This is a genomic window from Dellaglioa sp. CoH-57-MRSF-19 (assembly GCF_056781975.1).
Map to the genome: position 1 here is coordinate 197751 of NZ_JBXAXW010000002.1, position 17491 is coordinate 215241.

The window sequence follows — 17491 nt, forward strand, 5'->3', positions numbered from 1 at the left end:
AATCAAAAGCGAGGGATGCTGATGATCACAATTAATTCCGCACTATTACTATTAGGAACAGAAGACGAAAATATTAAGAAAATTAACGTTTCCGATGATTTTGTTAGAATAGTATCACGTAAAAGAAAAGTTAATATCATAGATGCACCATTAACATACATACCTCCAAGAGACCCAGATTGTGGCTATTTAACTATGATCAAAAATGGAACACGTTTAGTTAATGCTAGAATTTCTAGCGTAAATGGCTATGAATTTCATTTGCGATTACGGAACCAACGCTTTATTTGGGCTTCATGTCAAAGTGCGATTGATGCTGAAACACATAATTTTGTAGCGATACTGCCTAATCGTTTTAACAGTGTTATTAAGGAACATTTTTTTAATGCATATATTCTAAAAGAAAGACAATTTGTAACCTCTGTTGTTGTAGACCTGAATGCTCAATATCAAAGTATCATTCATCAACTATTCCCAAATGCTTAAATAATTATTGATCGTTTTCATTTAGTTTAACTGGCTGGTAAAGCCTTAGATTGTGTTCGTATAGATACTTTAAATCAGATAATTGATCATAAAAATAGAGAATATAAATCTTTAAAAACTCAGTTATTAGAAAACTATCAACCAAATAACAGTGAAATGGATACTGTAATAACCACTTTCATAAAGAATCCACATTATATTGAAAATATTTTTATCTTCAACTTATTAAAACGGTCCTATAGAAGGACTTAATCGAAAAATTAAAACACTTAAACGTAGCAGTTACGGTTTCGGAAACTGACATCATCTTTTTGAAAGAATTTTATTAATTCATAACTAAAAAAAGGAAATCCTTTTGGATTTCCCTTAATTAGATTAGACGTTTATTGTCTCACCATCACTATTTGACGCAGACCCAATTTAATCTACGCTTTTGATTATAAACAAAAGCCCTAATGTAATTCCCCATTCTATTACCAATATAATAATCAGTTCCCACAAAGGAATTATAGTTAATAACAAAAATGCACCACCTGGGAGTGAAAGTACTAATATACTCACTGTAATAATAAAAAAATATTTCCAAAAACGTTTTAAATATCTATTAGGCATTATAGCTAGGATTATTAACAATAAAAATGTTAATAATCCCATGACCACTGCCAAATCGTCCCATAATGTGCCTCCAAAATAATATGAAAATGGCGCTAATTTTCCATGTATTACTATACTTGGATAAATGAGACCACCATAACATAATCCACTAAAAAGAAGTAGTCCCCGAAGTATCCATCCGCTTGCTTCTTTAATTACTTTCATTTTAAAACCCCTCTCTCAGATTATTATGATGTTATTTTATGAATATCATTTGGCTTGAACGGACTACTAAAATTGCCAAGCAATCCATAATGTTTCTTTTTTCTATATGCCTCAACATGAGCACCCTTTTTGTATATTGCTGAAAAAAATCTTTCTTGCTCGCATGCTTTGCTTTGTCATCTTATGCAATCATTTCAGTAAGAGTAGTTTTAGCACCCGGCTTAACTTGATTTTCATATACAGGCCAAATAGATGAACTACACAAATCATAAAACTCTTGATAGTTCATATCCTATTGCTTAATTTTACCCTCTTTGACTCCTATATTATATGCTTTAGTTATATCACGGCTCATAAATGTATCCTGAGCATAAATATGATTAGGTACTAATAATACTGAACAAAACTTCATTAAAATAGCTATTACTTTAATACTTTTTCATTAACAACAATCTAACGCTATCATAATTTTAATGTTACTTCAAATAATTTAACTATAATATTAATCTAAGTTAATACTTTAAAAACTTAAAAAAGCCAGCCTCTTAAATTAATACTTTTTTCCGTAATGCACAAAAAGAATTAAAAAATTGATAAAAATATATCTATATGTTATTGAAAATATTAATTATAAACTTTAATTAGAAATCGAAAACTTATAATTTCTGCCCCTTTTCTGCCCCTTTTAGCGACTTTAATGCGACTTTTTGAAGCAAGGTTCAATTATATAGGTCTACCAAATTTTTAGACAAATAAAAAAGCCTTGATTACCAAGGCTTTTCAACGTCAATCTAACGGCGAGCTTCTTTAATACGAGCAGCTTTACCATTAAGGGCACGTAAGTAGTACAATTTAGCACGACGAACACGACCATGACGGATAACTTCAATTTTAGCAACACGAGGTGAATGCAATGGGAAAGTACGTTCAACACCGACACCGTTACTAATTTTACGAACAGTGTAACTTGAACTAATACCTTTACCACGGCGTTTTAAAACGACACCTTCGAAAAGTTGGATACGTTCACGTGTGCCTTCAACAACACGGGCGTGAACTCGAACAGTATCACCTGGGCGGAACTCAGGAATATCTGTACGTAATTGTGCTTCTGTAAGTTTTGCGATCATTGGACTCATAATTTGGATCTCCTTTTCAACAGAAATTCATTCACATTCACTATGCCAGCGGAATATCGTAATTTTATGTGGCTTTTAACCACTTTTAAAATTGTATCATATTACTTTATAGGCGTAAAGGTTATTTCCTTTACTTTCCAGATTTTATGTCAGCTAACCATTCAACTTGTTGTTTAGATAATTGAATATCTTTCAACAAATCTGGTCTTCTCTCAAATGTTCGTCTCAATGATTCTTTTTGACGCCATTCATCGATTAATTTATGATTCCCATTTGTTAGAACTTCAGGAACTTTCATCCCTCTAAAATCAGCTGGCCGTGTATATTGCGGATATTCTAACAAGCCGTTTGAAAATGAATCTCCGGGAGCAGATTCTTTATTGCCTAAAACTTCAGGTAACAATCGAACAGTCGCATCAATCATGACCATGGCTCCTAGTTCCCCACCCGTTAAAATGTAATCACCAAGTGAAACCTCATCAGTTACAAGTTCGCGGATACGTTCATCATAGCCTTCATAGTGACCACAAATAAATGTTAGATGTTCTTCTTTCGCAAATTCTTCAGCCACATTTTGGTCAAATTTACGTCCTGCTGGATCTAAAAGGATAACTTTACCTTTTGTGTCAGATTCCTTTTGAACAGCTTCTAAAGTGTCAAAAACTGGCTGTGCTTGTAATAACATACCTGCACCACCACCATATGGGTAATCGTCCACATGATTTTGTTTATCAGTTGTAAAATCTCTAAAATTAGTAATTTTTAAATCAAGAACGTCCTTATCAATTGCCTTACCAACAATTGATTGTTTCATGGGACCATCAAACATTTCTGGAAATAAACTCAAAACATCAATTTTCATATTTAGTCGTCCAATCCTTCTAAAAGTTCAACCGTTACAATATTGTTATCAATATCGACAGTTTTTATAACATCTTTAATAACTGGTAACAATAAATCACCCTGTCCCTGACGCTTAACAACCCAAACGTCATTAGCTCCTGGGCTTAAAATTTCATAAATAGAGCCAATTTTTTCTTCATTTTCATTTTGGACATCTAAGCCGATAATTTGATGGTAATAGTAATTACCTTCTTCTAATTCCCGAAGACCTTTATCAGCGACTTTAAGATCTAATCCTTTATACTTCTCAACCAGGTTAATATCTTGTAATCCTTCAAACGTCACGAGTTCAAAATTTTTATGATGTCTATAGGTCATAACCGTTAACGAAATAACTTGTTTTCCGCTCTTATCAAACAGATACAAGACGGTTCCCTTTTTAAAACGCTCAGAAACGAAGTCAGTTGTAGCCATAACTCTAACTTCTCCTTTGATTCCATGAGTATTGACGATTGTTCCTACTTGATAATAATCCATATTTACTCCTTTTTATTGTAAAATAAAAACTCCCAAACAAAACATTGCTGCTTCATTCAAGAGTTACTATTTTAATCTAATATGTTTAGACGCACTCGTTTCGAACTTGTTAAACGCACACCATAGATTATTGTTCTAATAGCTTGCGCAACTTGTCCGTGCTTCCCAATAATACGGCCAATATCATCTGAATTCACAGATAATTCAAAATAGACATAATGATCATCTTGTTTCTGTCCTATTTGGACATCATCAGGATTTTCAACAAGCGGTTTGACAATTGTTAAAATTAAACTTGTCACTTCTGCTTCAGTCATTTAATCGTCCTTATTTTTTAGAGAATTTAGCTTCATGGAATTTCTTCATGATGCCTGCATTTGAAAGAATGTTACGTACAGTATCTGATGGTTGTGCACCATTGTTCAACCAGTTTAAAATACTTTCTTCTTCAAGTGTTACTGTTTGTGGTTCTGTTAATGGGTTGTAAGTACCAACGTTTTCGATGAAACGGCCATCACGTGGTGAACGTGAATCAGCTACAACGACACGGTAGAACGGTCTCTTTTTAGAACCCATACGTTTTAAACGAATTTTTACTGACATTAATATACACCTCCTGATATCTACTTCAACAATAATTAATATACCAGTTATTTATCAGCTTGTAAAGGTTTTTTTCTTGACAGTTAAAATAAATTATCAAAATGTCCCTTAAGCCATACCAGTATTGGTTATTTAATGATTATTTTCTAGAGTTTTTATTTTTCTTCATACGTTTTTTCTTGTTTTTCTTGTTCTTACGAACCATAGAATTCATAGACATCTTAGCTAAGCGACCTGTTACGCCCTTGCCAAGCATCCCTTCCATACCTTCAAAATTACCGCTATTCATTTTCTTCATCATTTTCTTCATTTCGCCAAATTGCTTAATCATTCGGTTAACTTCAACAATTGGACGACCTGCACCAGCAGCAATACGTCGTCGACGACTGGGGTTCAAGATGTCTGGATTTTCGCGTTCTTTAGGTGTCATTGAGTATACTGTCGCACGCATATGGTCAATATCCTTGGGATCCATTTTAACATTCTTCATAGCTGGATTATTAGCCATCCCTGGAATCATCTTCATAATATCTTCCATAGGACCCATTTTTTGTAATTGATCCATTTGACTTAAAAAATCATTAAAATCAAATGTATTTTCTTGAAATTTTTCAGCCATTTTAGCTGATTCATTTTCATCAAAATCTTGTTGTGCTTTTTCAATCAGCGTGAGCATATCACCCATGCCTAAAATTCTTGATGCCATACGATCTGGATAGAATACGTCCAAATCAGTTAATTTTTCACCTTGTCCGATAAATTTAATTGGTTTACCCGTCACTGAACGAATTGATAACGCAGCACCACCACGAGTGTCACCATCTAATTTAGTTAAGACGACACCAGTAACATCTAATTGTTCATTAAAGCCTTTAGCAACATCTACCGCACTTTGTCCAGTCATTGAATCAACAGTCAAAAGAATTTCATTTGGGTTCGCTAAGGCCTTAATTTGAGCTAATTCGTCCATTAGCGTTTCATCAATTTGTAAACGACCAGCTGTATCAATAATAATGTAATCATTTTTATTTTCTGCAGCTTGTGCTAAACCTTGTCGAACAATTTCAACAGGGTTTACTTTTGTACCCAATTCAAAAACAGGTATTTCCAAATCTCGACCTAAAACTTGTAATTGGTCGATAGCAGCTGGACGATAAATATCGGCTGCTATCATTAAAGGTCTCGCATTTTCTTCTTTTTTTAATGTTAAAGCAAGTTTACCAGCTGTGGTTGTTTTACCAGCCCCTTGTAAACCAACCATCATAATAATTGTTGGTATTTTAGATGACTTGTTCAATGGAACAGCTGTTTCACCCATGACTTTAGTTAATTCTTCATTTACAATTTTGACGATTTGTTGTGATGACGTTAAACTCTCAAGTACTTCCGCACCAATTGCACGTTCACGAACAACCTTAACGAACTCTTTAACCACTGTAAAGTTAACATCGGCTTCAAGTAAGGCTAAGCGAATTTCACGCATAACCTCTTTTAAATCAGTTTCAGATATTTTACCTTTGCGACGGAGTTTCGTCATCGCATTTTGTAATCTTTCTGTTAATCCTTCAAATGCCATTTTTAACTACCTACCCTTACTCTTCGTCTAATTCTTCTAATTGATTAATTAGATCGGTTAATTTTTGATCCTCTTTATAAGTACTATCTGTGTATTGCTTAATTTGGTCTAATTTTTCATTACGTTGAATAAAATTATGATACAAATTCAACTTATCTTCATAATCTTCTAAAATTTTTTCTGTTCGTTTGATATTATCATAAACGGCTTGCCGACTAACATCAAAATTGTCCGCAATCTCACCAAGTGAAAAATCATCACCATAGTACATGGCCATATATTCAGCCTGTTTTTTAGTTAATAATGACTCATAAAATTCAAACAATGCATTTACTCGATTTGTTTTATCAATCGCCACTAAAAAAACTCCTTCGTTTTTGTTTCATTCAGTCCTACTTAGAAGGGTACCGATTTTAGCCCTAAACGTCAATAGCAAAAAGAAGTCCGATTAGTTTAATCTGACTTCTAAGATTATTCTTCTGTTGATTCAGGTTGTTCTTGAATAAGTCCTTTAAACAAACCATAAATGAAATCTTCTGCATTAAAATCACGTAAGTCATCCATTTGCTCACCTAATCCAGCAAGTTTTACTGGTAAATGCATTTCATTACGAATGGCTAACACGATACCACCACGAGCAGTTCCATCTAGCTTAGTTAATACAATACCACTCACATCAGTTGTTTCTTTAAATTGTTTAGCTTGGATTAAAGCATTTTGACCCATTGTTGCATCCAAAACAAGTAAAACTTCATGAGGTGCATCTGGAATTTCTCGAGAAATGATTCGTTTAATTTTATCTAATTCATTCATCAAGTTAACTTTATTCTGCAAACGACCAGCTGTATCAACTAGTAAAATATCGTAATCTTCTTCTTTGGCACGTTTTACCGCGTCAAAAATAACAGAGGCTGGATCACTTTTTTCTGGTCCACGAACGATATCGACATCAACACGACGGCTCCATTCAGCAAGTTGTTCTATTGCACCCGCTCTAAATGTATCTCCAGCAGCTAAGAGTACTTTTTTGCCTTCTTCATGATAACGGTGTGCTAGTTTCCCAATAGTTGTTGTTTTACCAACGCCATTAACACCAACAAATAAAATAACAGTTGGACCTGATTCAGCTTGCGCAATAGAATTATCTTCGTCTTTACCCTCTGATTCATACAAATCTACCAATTTTTCAATAATTGCTGCAGAAACAGCATCTGGATTGCTTACATTTCTTAATTTAACTTCTTCTTGTAACTCACGGCTAATTTTCATAGCCGTTTCAAATCCAACATCAGCTTCAATTAAAGTTTCTTCTAACTCTTCAAAAAAATCTTCATCGACTGTTCTAAAATTAGCAAACAGTGAGTTTAAGCGTTGTCCAAAGGTTTTTCTTGATTTTTCAAGGCCTTTATCATATTTTTCTTGTTCAGATGATTCTGGTTCTTCACCTGTAAAAGCTTGCTTAATTCTACTAAATATTCCCATCTGTAGCGCCTCCTAATCTTTTATTAGTATATCAAACCGTTTTGTCTAATGATACCGAAACCATTTTAGAGATACCAGACTCTTGCATTGTAACACCATACAAAATATTAGCTTCAACCATTGTTCCATTTCGATGCGTTATCACAATAAATTGCGTTTCTTGATGAAATGATTTTAGATAACTAGCAAATCGAGCTACATTTGCATCGTCAAGCGCAGCTTCTGCTTCATCCAAGATACAAAAAGGAACTGGTTTTACTCTTAAAATAGCAAATAGTAGCGTAATTGCGGTCAAAGCTTGTTCTCCGCCAGAAAGTAAACTCAAACTTTGAACTTTTTTACCAGGCGGCTGCGCTAGAATATCAATTCCAGTTGTTAAAAGATTTTCTGGATCAGTTAATTCTAATCTAGCTTTACCACCACCAAACATAACAGGGAATATCTCCTCAAATTTCTTAGAGATATCAATAAAACTAGCTTTAAATCTTTTTTCAACTTCAGTATCCATATCCATCATAGTTTTCTTTAATTGTTCATCGGCTTCTAATAAATCATTTTGTTGGTCTAATAAGAATGAGTAACGTTCATTAACTCTTTCAAATTCATCAATCGAGGCCACATTAACCTCACCAATTTCTTTTAGCCCTTTTCTCAATAATTTTTGTTGCGCCAAAATTTGTTCAAGAGGTTGCTGACTTTCTAATTTTTCAGCCTCTTCAAAAGTCTGTTGAAAATCACTAGCTAGCTTAGCTAGAAACTCATCAAGCGACTCATTAAGTTGTTGTTGTTGATTTTCAGCTTTGATTTTATCTGCAATAATATTTCTCTGCAACTCAGATAAACGAGATAAATGGCTATTTTCTTCAGTTAAAGTTTGATTAATATTAGTTCTGTTCTTTTTAAAATCAGCTAACTTTAAATCGGCTTCTTCTGCTTGCCTTTGAAATTCTTGTAATTCTTTTTGGATATCTTTTTCTTTCACCTGACTATTTTCGGTATTTCTGAGTAAGTCTTGATGTTGTTGATTTATCAATGTAGCTTTATCAACTAATTCCTGAATATCGTTATTCAGCAGCATAACATTAGCGTGTTGCTGTTTTAATTGTTCTTGGAATACTAATAAACTTTCACGATGGTTTTGTTTCTTAACTTGTTGCTGCTGTTCAAATTGATTACTATTTTTTAATTGTAAGTCAATATCAGAAATATCATTATTTGCTACTTGTATTTGTCGTGCTAATTCAATAATTTTTTGTTCATTGTCTTTAAATTTTATTTGGTTATTAATTTTATCAGTTTGATTTTTTTCAAATTCATCATATTTTTCAGTCGTTTTAAGTTCTTGCTGTTCTAAAATTAACCGACTAGTTGTTAATTTAGATTGTGTTGTTTGATATTGACTTTTTAAATCAACAACAATCAATTCAAGCGACTCGATCATTTCTTTTTGCTTTTCAACAGTCACTCTAGCTTCATTGCCACGAACTTCACGAGCCTCTAATTCTTGTTGCATTTTTTGGATACTTTCATCTAATTGTAGAATAGTTTGCTTCTGATTTAACAATCCACTGGTATGTTGCTGTTTACCACCAGTTATTGCACCACCTGCATTTATTACTTCTCCAGTCCGTGTGACAACTTTAACTCGATGATTCAAATCACGACTAACTTTAATTGCCGTATCCATATCTTCAACGATAATTGTTGTCCCTAGCAAATACTGACTAATTTCAATAAATTGAGGTTCAACTTTAATTAACTCTGACGCAATACCGATGACTCCTTCATACTTTAAGACGAAACGTTGTGCATCACCGATAGAACGTCCCTTAATAGCTGAAATAGGCAAAAATGTTGCCCGACCAAATTTATTATCCGTTAAAAATTTAATTGCATTCTTTGCAACAGACTCTTCTTGCACAACTACCTGTTGTAATTGCGCACCCAATGCTGTCTCTATTGCTTGATTAATTTCCTTTGGGACCGTAATTAATTCTGCCACTGAACCATATAAACCAGGAAACTTATTTTTTTCTTTTAAAATTGCTTTAACGCCTTGATAATAGCCGTTATAACTATTTTGCGTCAAAAGTAGATTATCCTTTTTATTTTTCGCCTGTACTAAAACGTTTGATGCTTCAAACCATCTACGTTGCTGTGCCTCGTAAGAATCGTTATTTTTTTTCAAGGCAATCTTTAATTTAGCTAATTCTTTTTCTTCATTAATTAATTTATTATCAATCAAATTAAATTCAGTTTTTTTAGTTTTAAAATCGTTTTTTGCTTGTGTTAAATACTCTTGTTCAGTAGCTAATAAGTCATCATTAACCTTAGCCTGTGAATCAAAATTTAATGTTTTTTGTAAAAACTCATTCTCACTTTGTAATCGTGTACGTTGTTGAATAGTATCATTAACAACGCGCCTTAATTCTTTTGAACGATCTTGTCCAGAAATATCCGCTGTTTCTAACGTTTTATCAATCGCTTCAATAAACATGTTCTCATCAGTAATATTTTTCTGTAAAGCTAATGACCGCTTATCTAAATTAGCTAATGACTCTTGTTTCAAAATAATTTGTTCATTCACCGATTCTTGTTCTTTTTTTAATTCTGTTATTTTTTGCTTTTCAAAATCTTTTTTTTGAGTTGATATATTACTTTGACCCATCAACCGTTCTTTATTAATTGTTAAATCTAATAGTTTGTTTTGTGTATGATCAATCATTTTTTCAATATTCTCTAGTTCTGAGCGATAACCTGCAATTTCATGTTCTTTTACAGTGACCTTAGTCTTATAATCACTATCCATTTCAAGTAACTTATCTAACGAATGTGTGACATCCCTTTTTAGTTGCGATTGCCTTTTAATTTCTTTAACCAACCGACTAAGTTCTAACTCATCAAATTGCTTTTTTTGAGATAAATAATCCTTTGCCAAACTACTTTGCTCACGTAAAGGTTCAACTTGTCCTTTAAGTTCAAAAATAATATCAGAAACCCGGTTAAGATGACCTTTTGTTTCTTCTAATTGGCGAGTGGCAATATTTTTTTCTTGTTTATATTTTAAAACACCAGCAACTTCTTCAATAATCGAACGTCTGTCTTCGGGCTTACTATTAAAAATTTCAGCAACTCTACCCTGAGAAATGATTGAAAATGACTCTTTTCCAAGACCAGTATCCATGAATAGATTGGTTATATCTTTAAGACGACACTGCTTTTGATTAATTAAAAACTCGCTGACACCATCTCTAAATAATCGTCTTGTAACGGTTATTTTTTCAGGATTATCTTGAATATAAAAATCAGAATTATCAAAAATAATACTAACTTCAGCACGATTAACTGCTGATCTGTTCCCTGAACCAGCAAATATAACGTCAGGCATTTTATTTCCACGTAAATTTTTGGCTGATTGTTCACCAAGTACCCAGCGAATTGCTTCAATAATATTACTTTTACCGCTACCGTTAGGACCGACAATACCAGTCATCCCGTCTTTAAATTCAATTGTTGTTTTGTCTGCAAATGATTTAAAACCATTAATGACTAAAGACTCTAATTTCATCCGTCACTAACCCCCTGAACATTTTTACTTTCTGAGTAATCCTAATGCATTACTTGCTGCTTGTTGTTCTGCAACTTTTTTAGAATGTCCTGCCCCTTGTCCAATGATTTTGCCATCAGCACTGACAGACATAACATATTGTCTGTCATGCTCTGGACCAAGGTCATCAACAACATCATAGGTAATGACAACATCACCATCTTTTTGTAAAAACTCTTGTAGCGACGTTTTATAATCCATAACATGGTCAAACCAGCCTAAGTCTAATTTTGGAAAAATAACTTTCCTGATAAATGTTTCAACAGCTAATTTACCTTGATCTTGATAAAGCGCTCCTACAAAAGATTCAAAAATATCACATAATAACGCAGGTCTTTGACGTGCATTTGATTTTTCTTCACCTTTACCTAAACGAATAAATTCATCAAATCGGCATTCTTTAGCAAATGCGCTGAAACTCTCTTCACATACCATTGCAGCTCTTAGACGCGTTAATTTCCCTTGTGGCAGCATTGTATACCGCTGATATAAATATTCTGAAACTGTTAATTGTAAAACAGCGTCTCCTAAAAATTCAATTCGTTCATAAAATTTTAAATTTTCTTTGGGATGTTCATTTACATATGATGCCTGTGTGAATGCTTCATCTAATAAATCCGTATTCACAAATTTAATATTAAAATCTTCTGCTAACATTTCATTTAAACCTTTAATCATTATTATCCTCCGTTATTATCATTATTGCTCTTACAATTATACCTGTTTTAATCACTAAAAGGTACTCCATACAAAAAAAGCGCTGACAAATATCATTGTCTAACGCTTTTAATGAACGATTTAATATACGTGTTGAATTATTATTTTTGGTTAGCTTTAATAAAAGTGACAACGTCTCCGACAGTTGTTAAACTTTCTGCATCTTCATCAGAAATTTCTGCACCAAATGTATCTTCAAGTTCTAAAACGAACTCAACAACATCAATTGAATCTGCATCTAAATCCTTTTTAAAATCTAAGTCATTCGTAATTTTTTCTACTGGCAAATCAAAATGTTCGTCTATAATTTTAACAATTTTTCCAAAAATTTCTTCTTCTGTCATTCCAATAGCCTCCTTTTGAATCATGACGTAATTTTAACCATTTTTCAGAGAAATGTCTAGTTAATTTTATTTTCACTAGTTTCCTTTTCAAAATAGTTAACAATATTAGGTACTACATCTGTATTAACCATATCATTGATTTGGTTAATTGTGTAATAAACAACTTCAGCCTTACTTGATCCATGTGATTTTACAACTGGTGCTTTAATACCTAGTAAAACCGCACCGCCATACTTAGGTGAATCCATTTTATTCTTCAATTGTTTTAAACTTGGTTTCAGTAAAAGTGCACCAATTTTAGCACGCAAGCCACCACTCATAATGGCACTTCTGAGTAATGAAAACATTCCTAAAGCTGTCCCTTCAACGGATTTTAAAACAGCATTACCTGTAAATCCGTCAGAAACAACAATATCAGCTTTACCAGAAAGCAAATCATTAGATTCAATATTACCCACAAAATTTAATTCGGTATCGTTTTGTAATAATTGGTACGCTTCTTGCGTCACTTTGTTGCCTTTATGTGGTTCTGTCCCATTATTTAATAAACCAATTTTAGGATTACTAATATGGCGAACATTTTTAGCGTAATAGTTACCTAAGACAGCATATTGATGCAAGTGTTCAGGTTTACTATCCGCATTGGCTCCAGCATCTAATAAATTTACAGTATTATCACTAGAAATAACTGGCAATGTTGCTAATAAACCAGGTCGTGGAATACCCTTAATACGGCCAATTATAAACAAACCAGCAGCAAGTAGTGCCCCTGTATTACCGCATGAAAATACGGCATCATTCTCACCATCTTTAACAGATTGAGCTGCTAAGACCATTGATGCTTTTTTCTTTGAACGAATTGCCTTAACTGGTTCATCATTCCCATCAATTTCCTCATCCGTGTGAACAATTGTGATATTTTTATCATCTTTTAAGAATTCACGAATTCTTTTTTCATCTCCGTACAACGTAAATTGAATGGTGCTATCTTCGTCTCTAGCACGTTCAACGCCCTCGACGATTGATTGCGGTGCAAAATCGCCGCCCATTGCATCAACTGCTAACTTCATAATTATATTCTCCTAACTTATTTAATCGAATTTTAAATCTGTATTTTGATGGTTTTTTAAATAATCGTTTAGTGGTTTAAATTCAGGATTACTTTCAAAGTCATCTCTAAAAACTATTTCGTGCGCTTCTTGTTGGGCCACTTGTAATGCATTGATATCACCTATGGGATCACCGATTTTAAAATCAGGTATTCCAGATTGCTTACGGCCTAATACATCGCCAGCACCTCGCAACTCTAAATCTTTTTGCGAAATGACGAAACCGTCTGTTGTCTCTGTCATAATTTGCATGCGCTGTCTTCCAAAATCATTTTTAGGATCAGCAATTAAAATACAATAAGATGCTTTCTTACCACGGCCAACCCGACCTCGTAATTGATGTAATTGCGCTAACCCAAACCGTTCAGCATTATGAATCATCATCACAGTAGCATTAGGTACATCAACGCCGACTTCGATAACCGTTGTTGAAACCAATATTTGATATTTATTGGCCTTAAAATCGGCCATAATCTGATCCTTTTCATCATTCTTCATTTTGCCATGCAGTAATCCAACTTTATATTTTGGCTCAAATATTTCTTTCATATTTTCGTATAAAGCTAATGCATTTTTTAAATCTAGTGTTTCAGATTCATCAATTAGTGGTGTAATAATATAAGCTTGTGAGCCTTGAATCAACTGTTCTTTAATGAGATCGATTCCTTTACCTACTTGAGAACTCTTTAACCAAGATGTCGAAATAGGTTGGCGTCCTGCAGGTAGTTCATTAATCGTAGAAACATCCATTTCGCCATAAGCAGTGATTGCTAGCGTCCTAGGGATTGGCGTGGCCGTCATTGCTAAAACGTCCGGTTCAGCCCCCTTCTCTCTTAAAATGCGACGTTGATTCACACCAAATCGGTGTTGCTCATCAGTAATAACTAATCCAACGCGACTGAATGACACATCAGGTTGAATAATCGCATGTGTTCCAATAATTAAATTAACCTCACCTGATTCAAGATGTGCTAATAGTTCACGTCTAGCTTTAACTTTCATTGACCCAGTTAAAAGTGCAACATTAACTGGGAAATCTGCGAATAAGGTAGCCATGTTATTGGCATGTTGTTCAGCTAATATTTCTGTTGGCGCCATTAAAACGGCTTGATAGCCCGCCGTAATAGCCGCGTACATCACAATTGCTGCAACAATTGTTTTACCTGATCCAACATCACCTTGAAGTAATCGATTCATATGGATTGGTTGTTTCATGTCTGAACAAATTTCATTAACGACTCTTTTTTGAGCTGCCGTTAATTCAAATGGTAACGTCTGAATGAATTTTTTCAATTCATTATTTTGATAGTTAATTTTAATACCATCATTTTTAGTATCATTTCTTTTAATATACTGTAATTTCAATTGAAATAAAAAGAACTCTTCAAAAATAGCCGTCCGTTTGGCATCATGAAAATCTTTTTCATCCTGTGGAAAGTGAATATCATGTAACATCGTCTTACAATCAATTAAACGATACTTTTTAATCAGGTCATTTGGTAATATTGAATCAATTTGATTCGCATATTGCTCAAATGCTTGTGTAATTAACTGTCGAATTGCCGATTGATGAATATCTTTGGAAGAACGATATATCGCTGATAACCTATCATCATTTTGCTTCGTCAATAACTTCATCCCAGATAAACTTTTTCTTTTATCATCCCATTTACCATACACAGCTACTTCTTTACCAATCTCAAATTGTTTTTGCAAAAAAGGCTGATTAAAAAAACTAACGGTTATATTATCACTATCAATTAGTAATCTAACGTTTAACAGATTTCTTTTCTGACCAAACCGAATTAAAACTGGTTCAGAAGAGACAATTCCTTTTAGAGTTACTTTTTCTTGATCAGTAATTTCAGATAATTTTTTTGCTTTTAAATCGTCATAACGATACGGATAAAATGTTAATAAATCTATGATTGTATTAATTCCTAATTGATTAAGTGCAGTCAATTTTTTAGGCCCAACACCAGTTAAAACACTAACTGAATCATTCAATGATGACATTATGATACCTCACTTTCTACGGAATATAAAAAGCAGGAGAGAACATAGTCTCATCCCACCTTTACTTTTTACTATTTATTCAACTGAAATTAGGTATGGATAGACCGGTTGGTCTCCTTCGTGAATTTCGACTTCTAAATCTTCATCAATTTCATAAATGGCTTCTTCGATTTCTTTAGCTTCGTCCTCAGAACCGTCTTCACCCACAATAATTGTGATAATTTCGCTGTCTTCATCCAACATTTCTTTAGTCATTTCAATTGCAACTTTTTTACGATCATTATCGGTTACTTTGATGCTACCATCAATAATACCCATATAATTATCTTTTTTAATCTCAATACCTTCAATTGTTGTATCTCTAACTGCAATTGTTACTTGACCAGAAGTTACTGTATCCAAGTTTTCAATCATAGCATCTTTGTTTTCTTCTAATGTACTATCAATATTAAAACCAAGCATTGCTGTCATTCCTTGAGCGATTGTACGACTTGGTACAACAACTGTTGGAACTGTTGAAACTTCAACAGCTTGTTCAGCAGCTAAGAAAATATTTTTATTATTAGGTAAAATAATCACATTTTTAGCTTTAGTTGCTTCAATTGCCTTAACAATATCTTCCGTACTTGGATTCATTGTTTGACCACCACTTAAAATATAAGAAACGCCTAAACTTTTGAAAAGTGTCGCAACACCAGAACCAGATGAAATTGAAATAACTGCAATTTCGCTAGGTACTGCAGTTTCACTTGTTTCTTCAGTCTCTTCTTCATCATTTTCCAAAATTGTCTCATGTTGTTGACGCATATTATCAACCTTAACTTTGATTAATGAACCATAATGTTGACCATAAGTCATCACTTCACCAGGATTTTCTGTATGTACGTGAACTTTAACAACTTCATCATCGGCCACAACAAGAAGAGAATCACCAATTTCACTTAAATGATTTCTAAATTCATCATAATCAAATTTACGATCAACTAAACGACCAGCACCCAATTTAAGCATGATTTCTGTACAATAACCAAATTTAATATCTTCAGTACTTAATTTACTTTGAACACTCTGATGGTGACTGGCATTAACCATTTCATCCATTTCTTTTTCATTTGGTTTGTATTCTTCACTAATTGTTTCCTTACCAGTTAAGGCATCAAAGAAACCTTCATAAACAAATGTTAATCCTTGACCACCTGAATCAACAACACCAACCTCTTTTAAAACAGGTAATAAATCCGGTGTTGTTGCTAATGCTTTTTTAGCAGCTACATAAGTTGCTTCCATAACGACGATAACATCATCGCTCTCAGAGGCAGCTTTATTTGCAGCCTTAGCGGCTTCTCTTGCAACTGTTAAAATAGTTCCTTCAGTTGGTTTCATAACGGCTTTATACGCGACTTCTACGCCACCTGTCAAAGCATCTGACAAATCAGTAGCAGTTAAAACCTCTTTAGCTTGGATCCGTTTATAAAAGCCTCTAAAAATTTGTGATAAAATAACGCCTGAGTTGCCTCGAGCACCCATCAGTAAACCTTTAGCTAAAATCGAAGATAGTTCACCAACATGTTCAGAAGGTGAATCTTGAACATACTTTGCCCCACTTGCGAACGAAAGGTTCATATTTGTACCTGTATCACCATCTGGCACTGGAAATACATTCAATGAATTAATAAATTCGGCATTTTTAGCCAATCGTTGTGAGCTAATTTGGACCATTTTTCTAAATTCTTGGTCCGTAATTTTCGTAACAGTCACTTCTTTTTCCTCCTTGGTCACTACTAAAATAGCTAGTTACTAATCGCCTAGTACGCGAACGCCTTGTACTAACACGTTAACTGAATTAGCAGATACACCTAGCATTGTTTCTAAATTATACTTCACTTTTTCTTGAACATTACGACAAACTTCAGATATTTTTGTGCCATAGCCAACAATAATGTAGACATCAATAGCAACACCATTATCTTCCTGGCGAACAACAACACCTCTAGAATAATTATCTCTTCTTAAAATTTCATTCACATTGTCACGAATTTGGTTTTTACTTGCCATTCCGACAATCCCAAAAATTTCAGTTGCGGCACCGCCGACAACTGTCGCAATAACTTCATTATCAATATCAATCGTACCGAATTGCGTTTTGATCTTAACAGCCATAAGAATAGCCTCCTTATATTTTCACACAATCAATAAGAGTATTTTATCATAGG

General features: G+C 33.6%; 17 protein-coding genes. 1 reads left to right on the forward strand and 16 read right to left on the reverse strand.

The window, feature by feature from the left end; translation table 11 throughout:
• Positions 1–15: 15 nt before the first annotated feature.
• Positions 16–486 (forward strand): transposase, encoded by a 471-nt coding sequence (locus tag AC1RO3_RS02750; protein WP_481762175.1) that lies wholly within the window; start codon positions 16–18, stop codon positions 484–486.
• 420 nt (positions 487–906) lie between these two features.
• Here the strand turns inward: AC1RO3_RS02750 and AC1RO3_RS02755 are convergent, their stop codons facing one another.
• The 16 genes from AC1RO3_RS02755 to AC1RO3_RS02830 form a co-directional block, all read right to left on the reverse strand.
• Positions 907–1305 (reverse strand): hypothetical protein, encoded by a 399-nt coding sequence (locus tag AC1RO3_RS02755; protein ID WP_481761270.1) that lies wholly within the window; start codon positions 1303–1305, stop codon positions 907–909.
• Between the two features lie 791 nt (positions 1306–2096).
• Entirely contained in the window at positions 2097–2444 is a 348-nt protein-coding gene (rplS, locus tag AC1RO3_RS02760; RefSeq protein ID WP_057973468.1) for a 50S ribosomal protein L19, read from the reverse strand.
• Positions 2445–2574: 130 nt separating this feature from the next.
• Positions 2575–3306: a tRNA (guanosine(37)-N1)-methyltransferase TrmD gene (gene trmD, locus AC1RO3_RS02765; protein WP_481761269.1), complete on the reverse strand. Its 732-nt coding sequence runs from the start codon at positions 3304–3306 to the stop codon at positions 2575–2577.
• A gap of 2 nt (positions 3307–3308) precedes the next feature.
• Complete coding sequence (rimM, locus tag AC1RO3_RS02770; RefSeq protein WP_481761268.1) at positions 3309–3824, reverse strand: ribosome maturation factor RimM; 516 nt, start codon at positions 3822–3824, stop codon at positions 3309–3311.
• Between the two features lie 71 nt (positions 3825–3895).
• Positions 3896–4141 carry a KH domain-containing protein gene (locus AC1RO3_RS02775; protein ID WP_409022598.1) on the reverse strand — a complete coding sequence of 82 codons (246 nt, stop codon included), beginning with the start codon at positions 4139–4141 and terminating at the stop codon, positions 3896–3898.
• Positions 4142–4151: 10 nt separating this feature from the next.
• The gene (gene rpsP / locus AC1RO3_RS02780) at positions 4152–4427 is read right to left on the reverse strand and encodes a 30S ribosomal protein S16 (RefSeq protein WP_409022599.1); all 276 of its coding nucleotides are present in this window, start codon (positions 4425–4427) and stop codon (positions 4152–4154) included.
• Positions 4428–4566: 139 nt separating this feature from the next.
• Positions 4567–6003: a signal recognition particle protein gene (gene ffh / locus AC1RO3_RS02785; protein ID WP_481761267.1), complete on the reverse strand. Its 1437-nt coding sequence runs from the start codon at positions 6001–6003 to the stop codon at positions 4567–4569.
• A gap of 16 nt (positions 6004–6019) precedes the next feature.
• Entirely contained in the window at positions 6020–6361 is a 342-nt protein-coding gene (locus tag AC1RO3_RS02790; RefSeq protein WP_409022601.1) for a putative DNA-binding protein, read from the reverse strand.
• A gap of 113 nt (positions 6362–6474) precedes the next feature.
• Positions 6475–7485 (reverse strand): signal recognition particle-docking protein FtsY, encoded by a 1011-nt coding sequence (gene ftsY / locus AC1RO3_RS02795; RefSeq protein WP_481761266.1) that lies wholly within the window; start codon positions 7483–7485, stop codon positions 6475–6477.
• A gap of 31 nt (positions 7486–7516) precedes the next feature.
• Entirely contained in the window at positions 7517–11053 is a 3537-nt protein-coding gene (gene smc, locus AC1RO3_RS02800; RefSeq protein ID WP_481761265.1) for a chromosome segregation protein SMC, read from the reverse strand.
• Positions 11054–11077: 24 nt separating this feature from the next.
• Positions 11078–11770 (reverse strand): ribonuclease III, encoded by a 693-nt coding sequence (gene rnc / locus AC1RO3_RS02805; protein WP_481761264.1) that lies wholly within the window; start codon positions 11768–11770, stop codon positions 11078–11080.
• A gap of 140 nt (positions 11771–11910) precedes the next feature.
• Positions 11911–12153 (reverse strand): acyl carrier protein, encoded by a 243-nt coding sequence (gene acpP, locus AC1RO3_RS02810; protein ID WP_409022605.1) that lies wholly within the window; start codon positions 12151–12153, stop codon positions 11911–11913.
• 56 nt (positions 12154–12209) lie between these two features.
• Positions 12210–13223, reverse strand: coding sequence for a phosphate acyltransferase PlsX (gene plsX, locus AC1RO3_RS02815; protein WP_481761263.1), 1014 nt, complete (start codon positions 13221–13223; stop codon positions 12210–12212).
• A 21-nt stretch (positions 13224–13244) separates the two neighbouring features.
• Positions 13245–15281, reverse strand: coding sequence for an ATP-dependent DNA helicase RecG (recG, locus tag AC1RO3_RS02820; protein ID WP_481761404.1), 2037 nt, complete (start codon positions 15279–15281; stop codon positions 13245–13247).
• 72 nt (positions 15282–15353) lie between these two features.
• Complete coding sequence (locus tag AC1RO3_RS02825) at positions 15354–17036, reverse strand: DAK2 domain-containing protein (RefSeq protein WP_481761262.1); 1683 nt, start codon at positions 17034–17036, stop codon at positions 15354–15356.
• Between the two features lie 39 nt (positions 17037–17075).
• The gene (locus AC1RO3_RS02830) at positions 17076–17438 is read right to left on the reverse strand and encodes an Asp23/Gls24 family envelope stress response protein (protein WP_057973455.1); all 363 of its coding nucleotides are present in this window, start codon (positions 17436–17438) and stop codon (positions 17076–17078) included.
• Between the last annotated feature and the right edge of the window lie 53 nt (positions 17439–17491).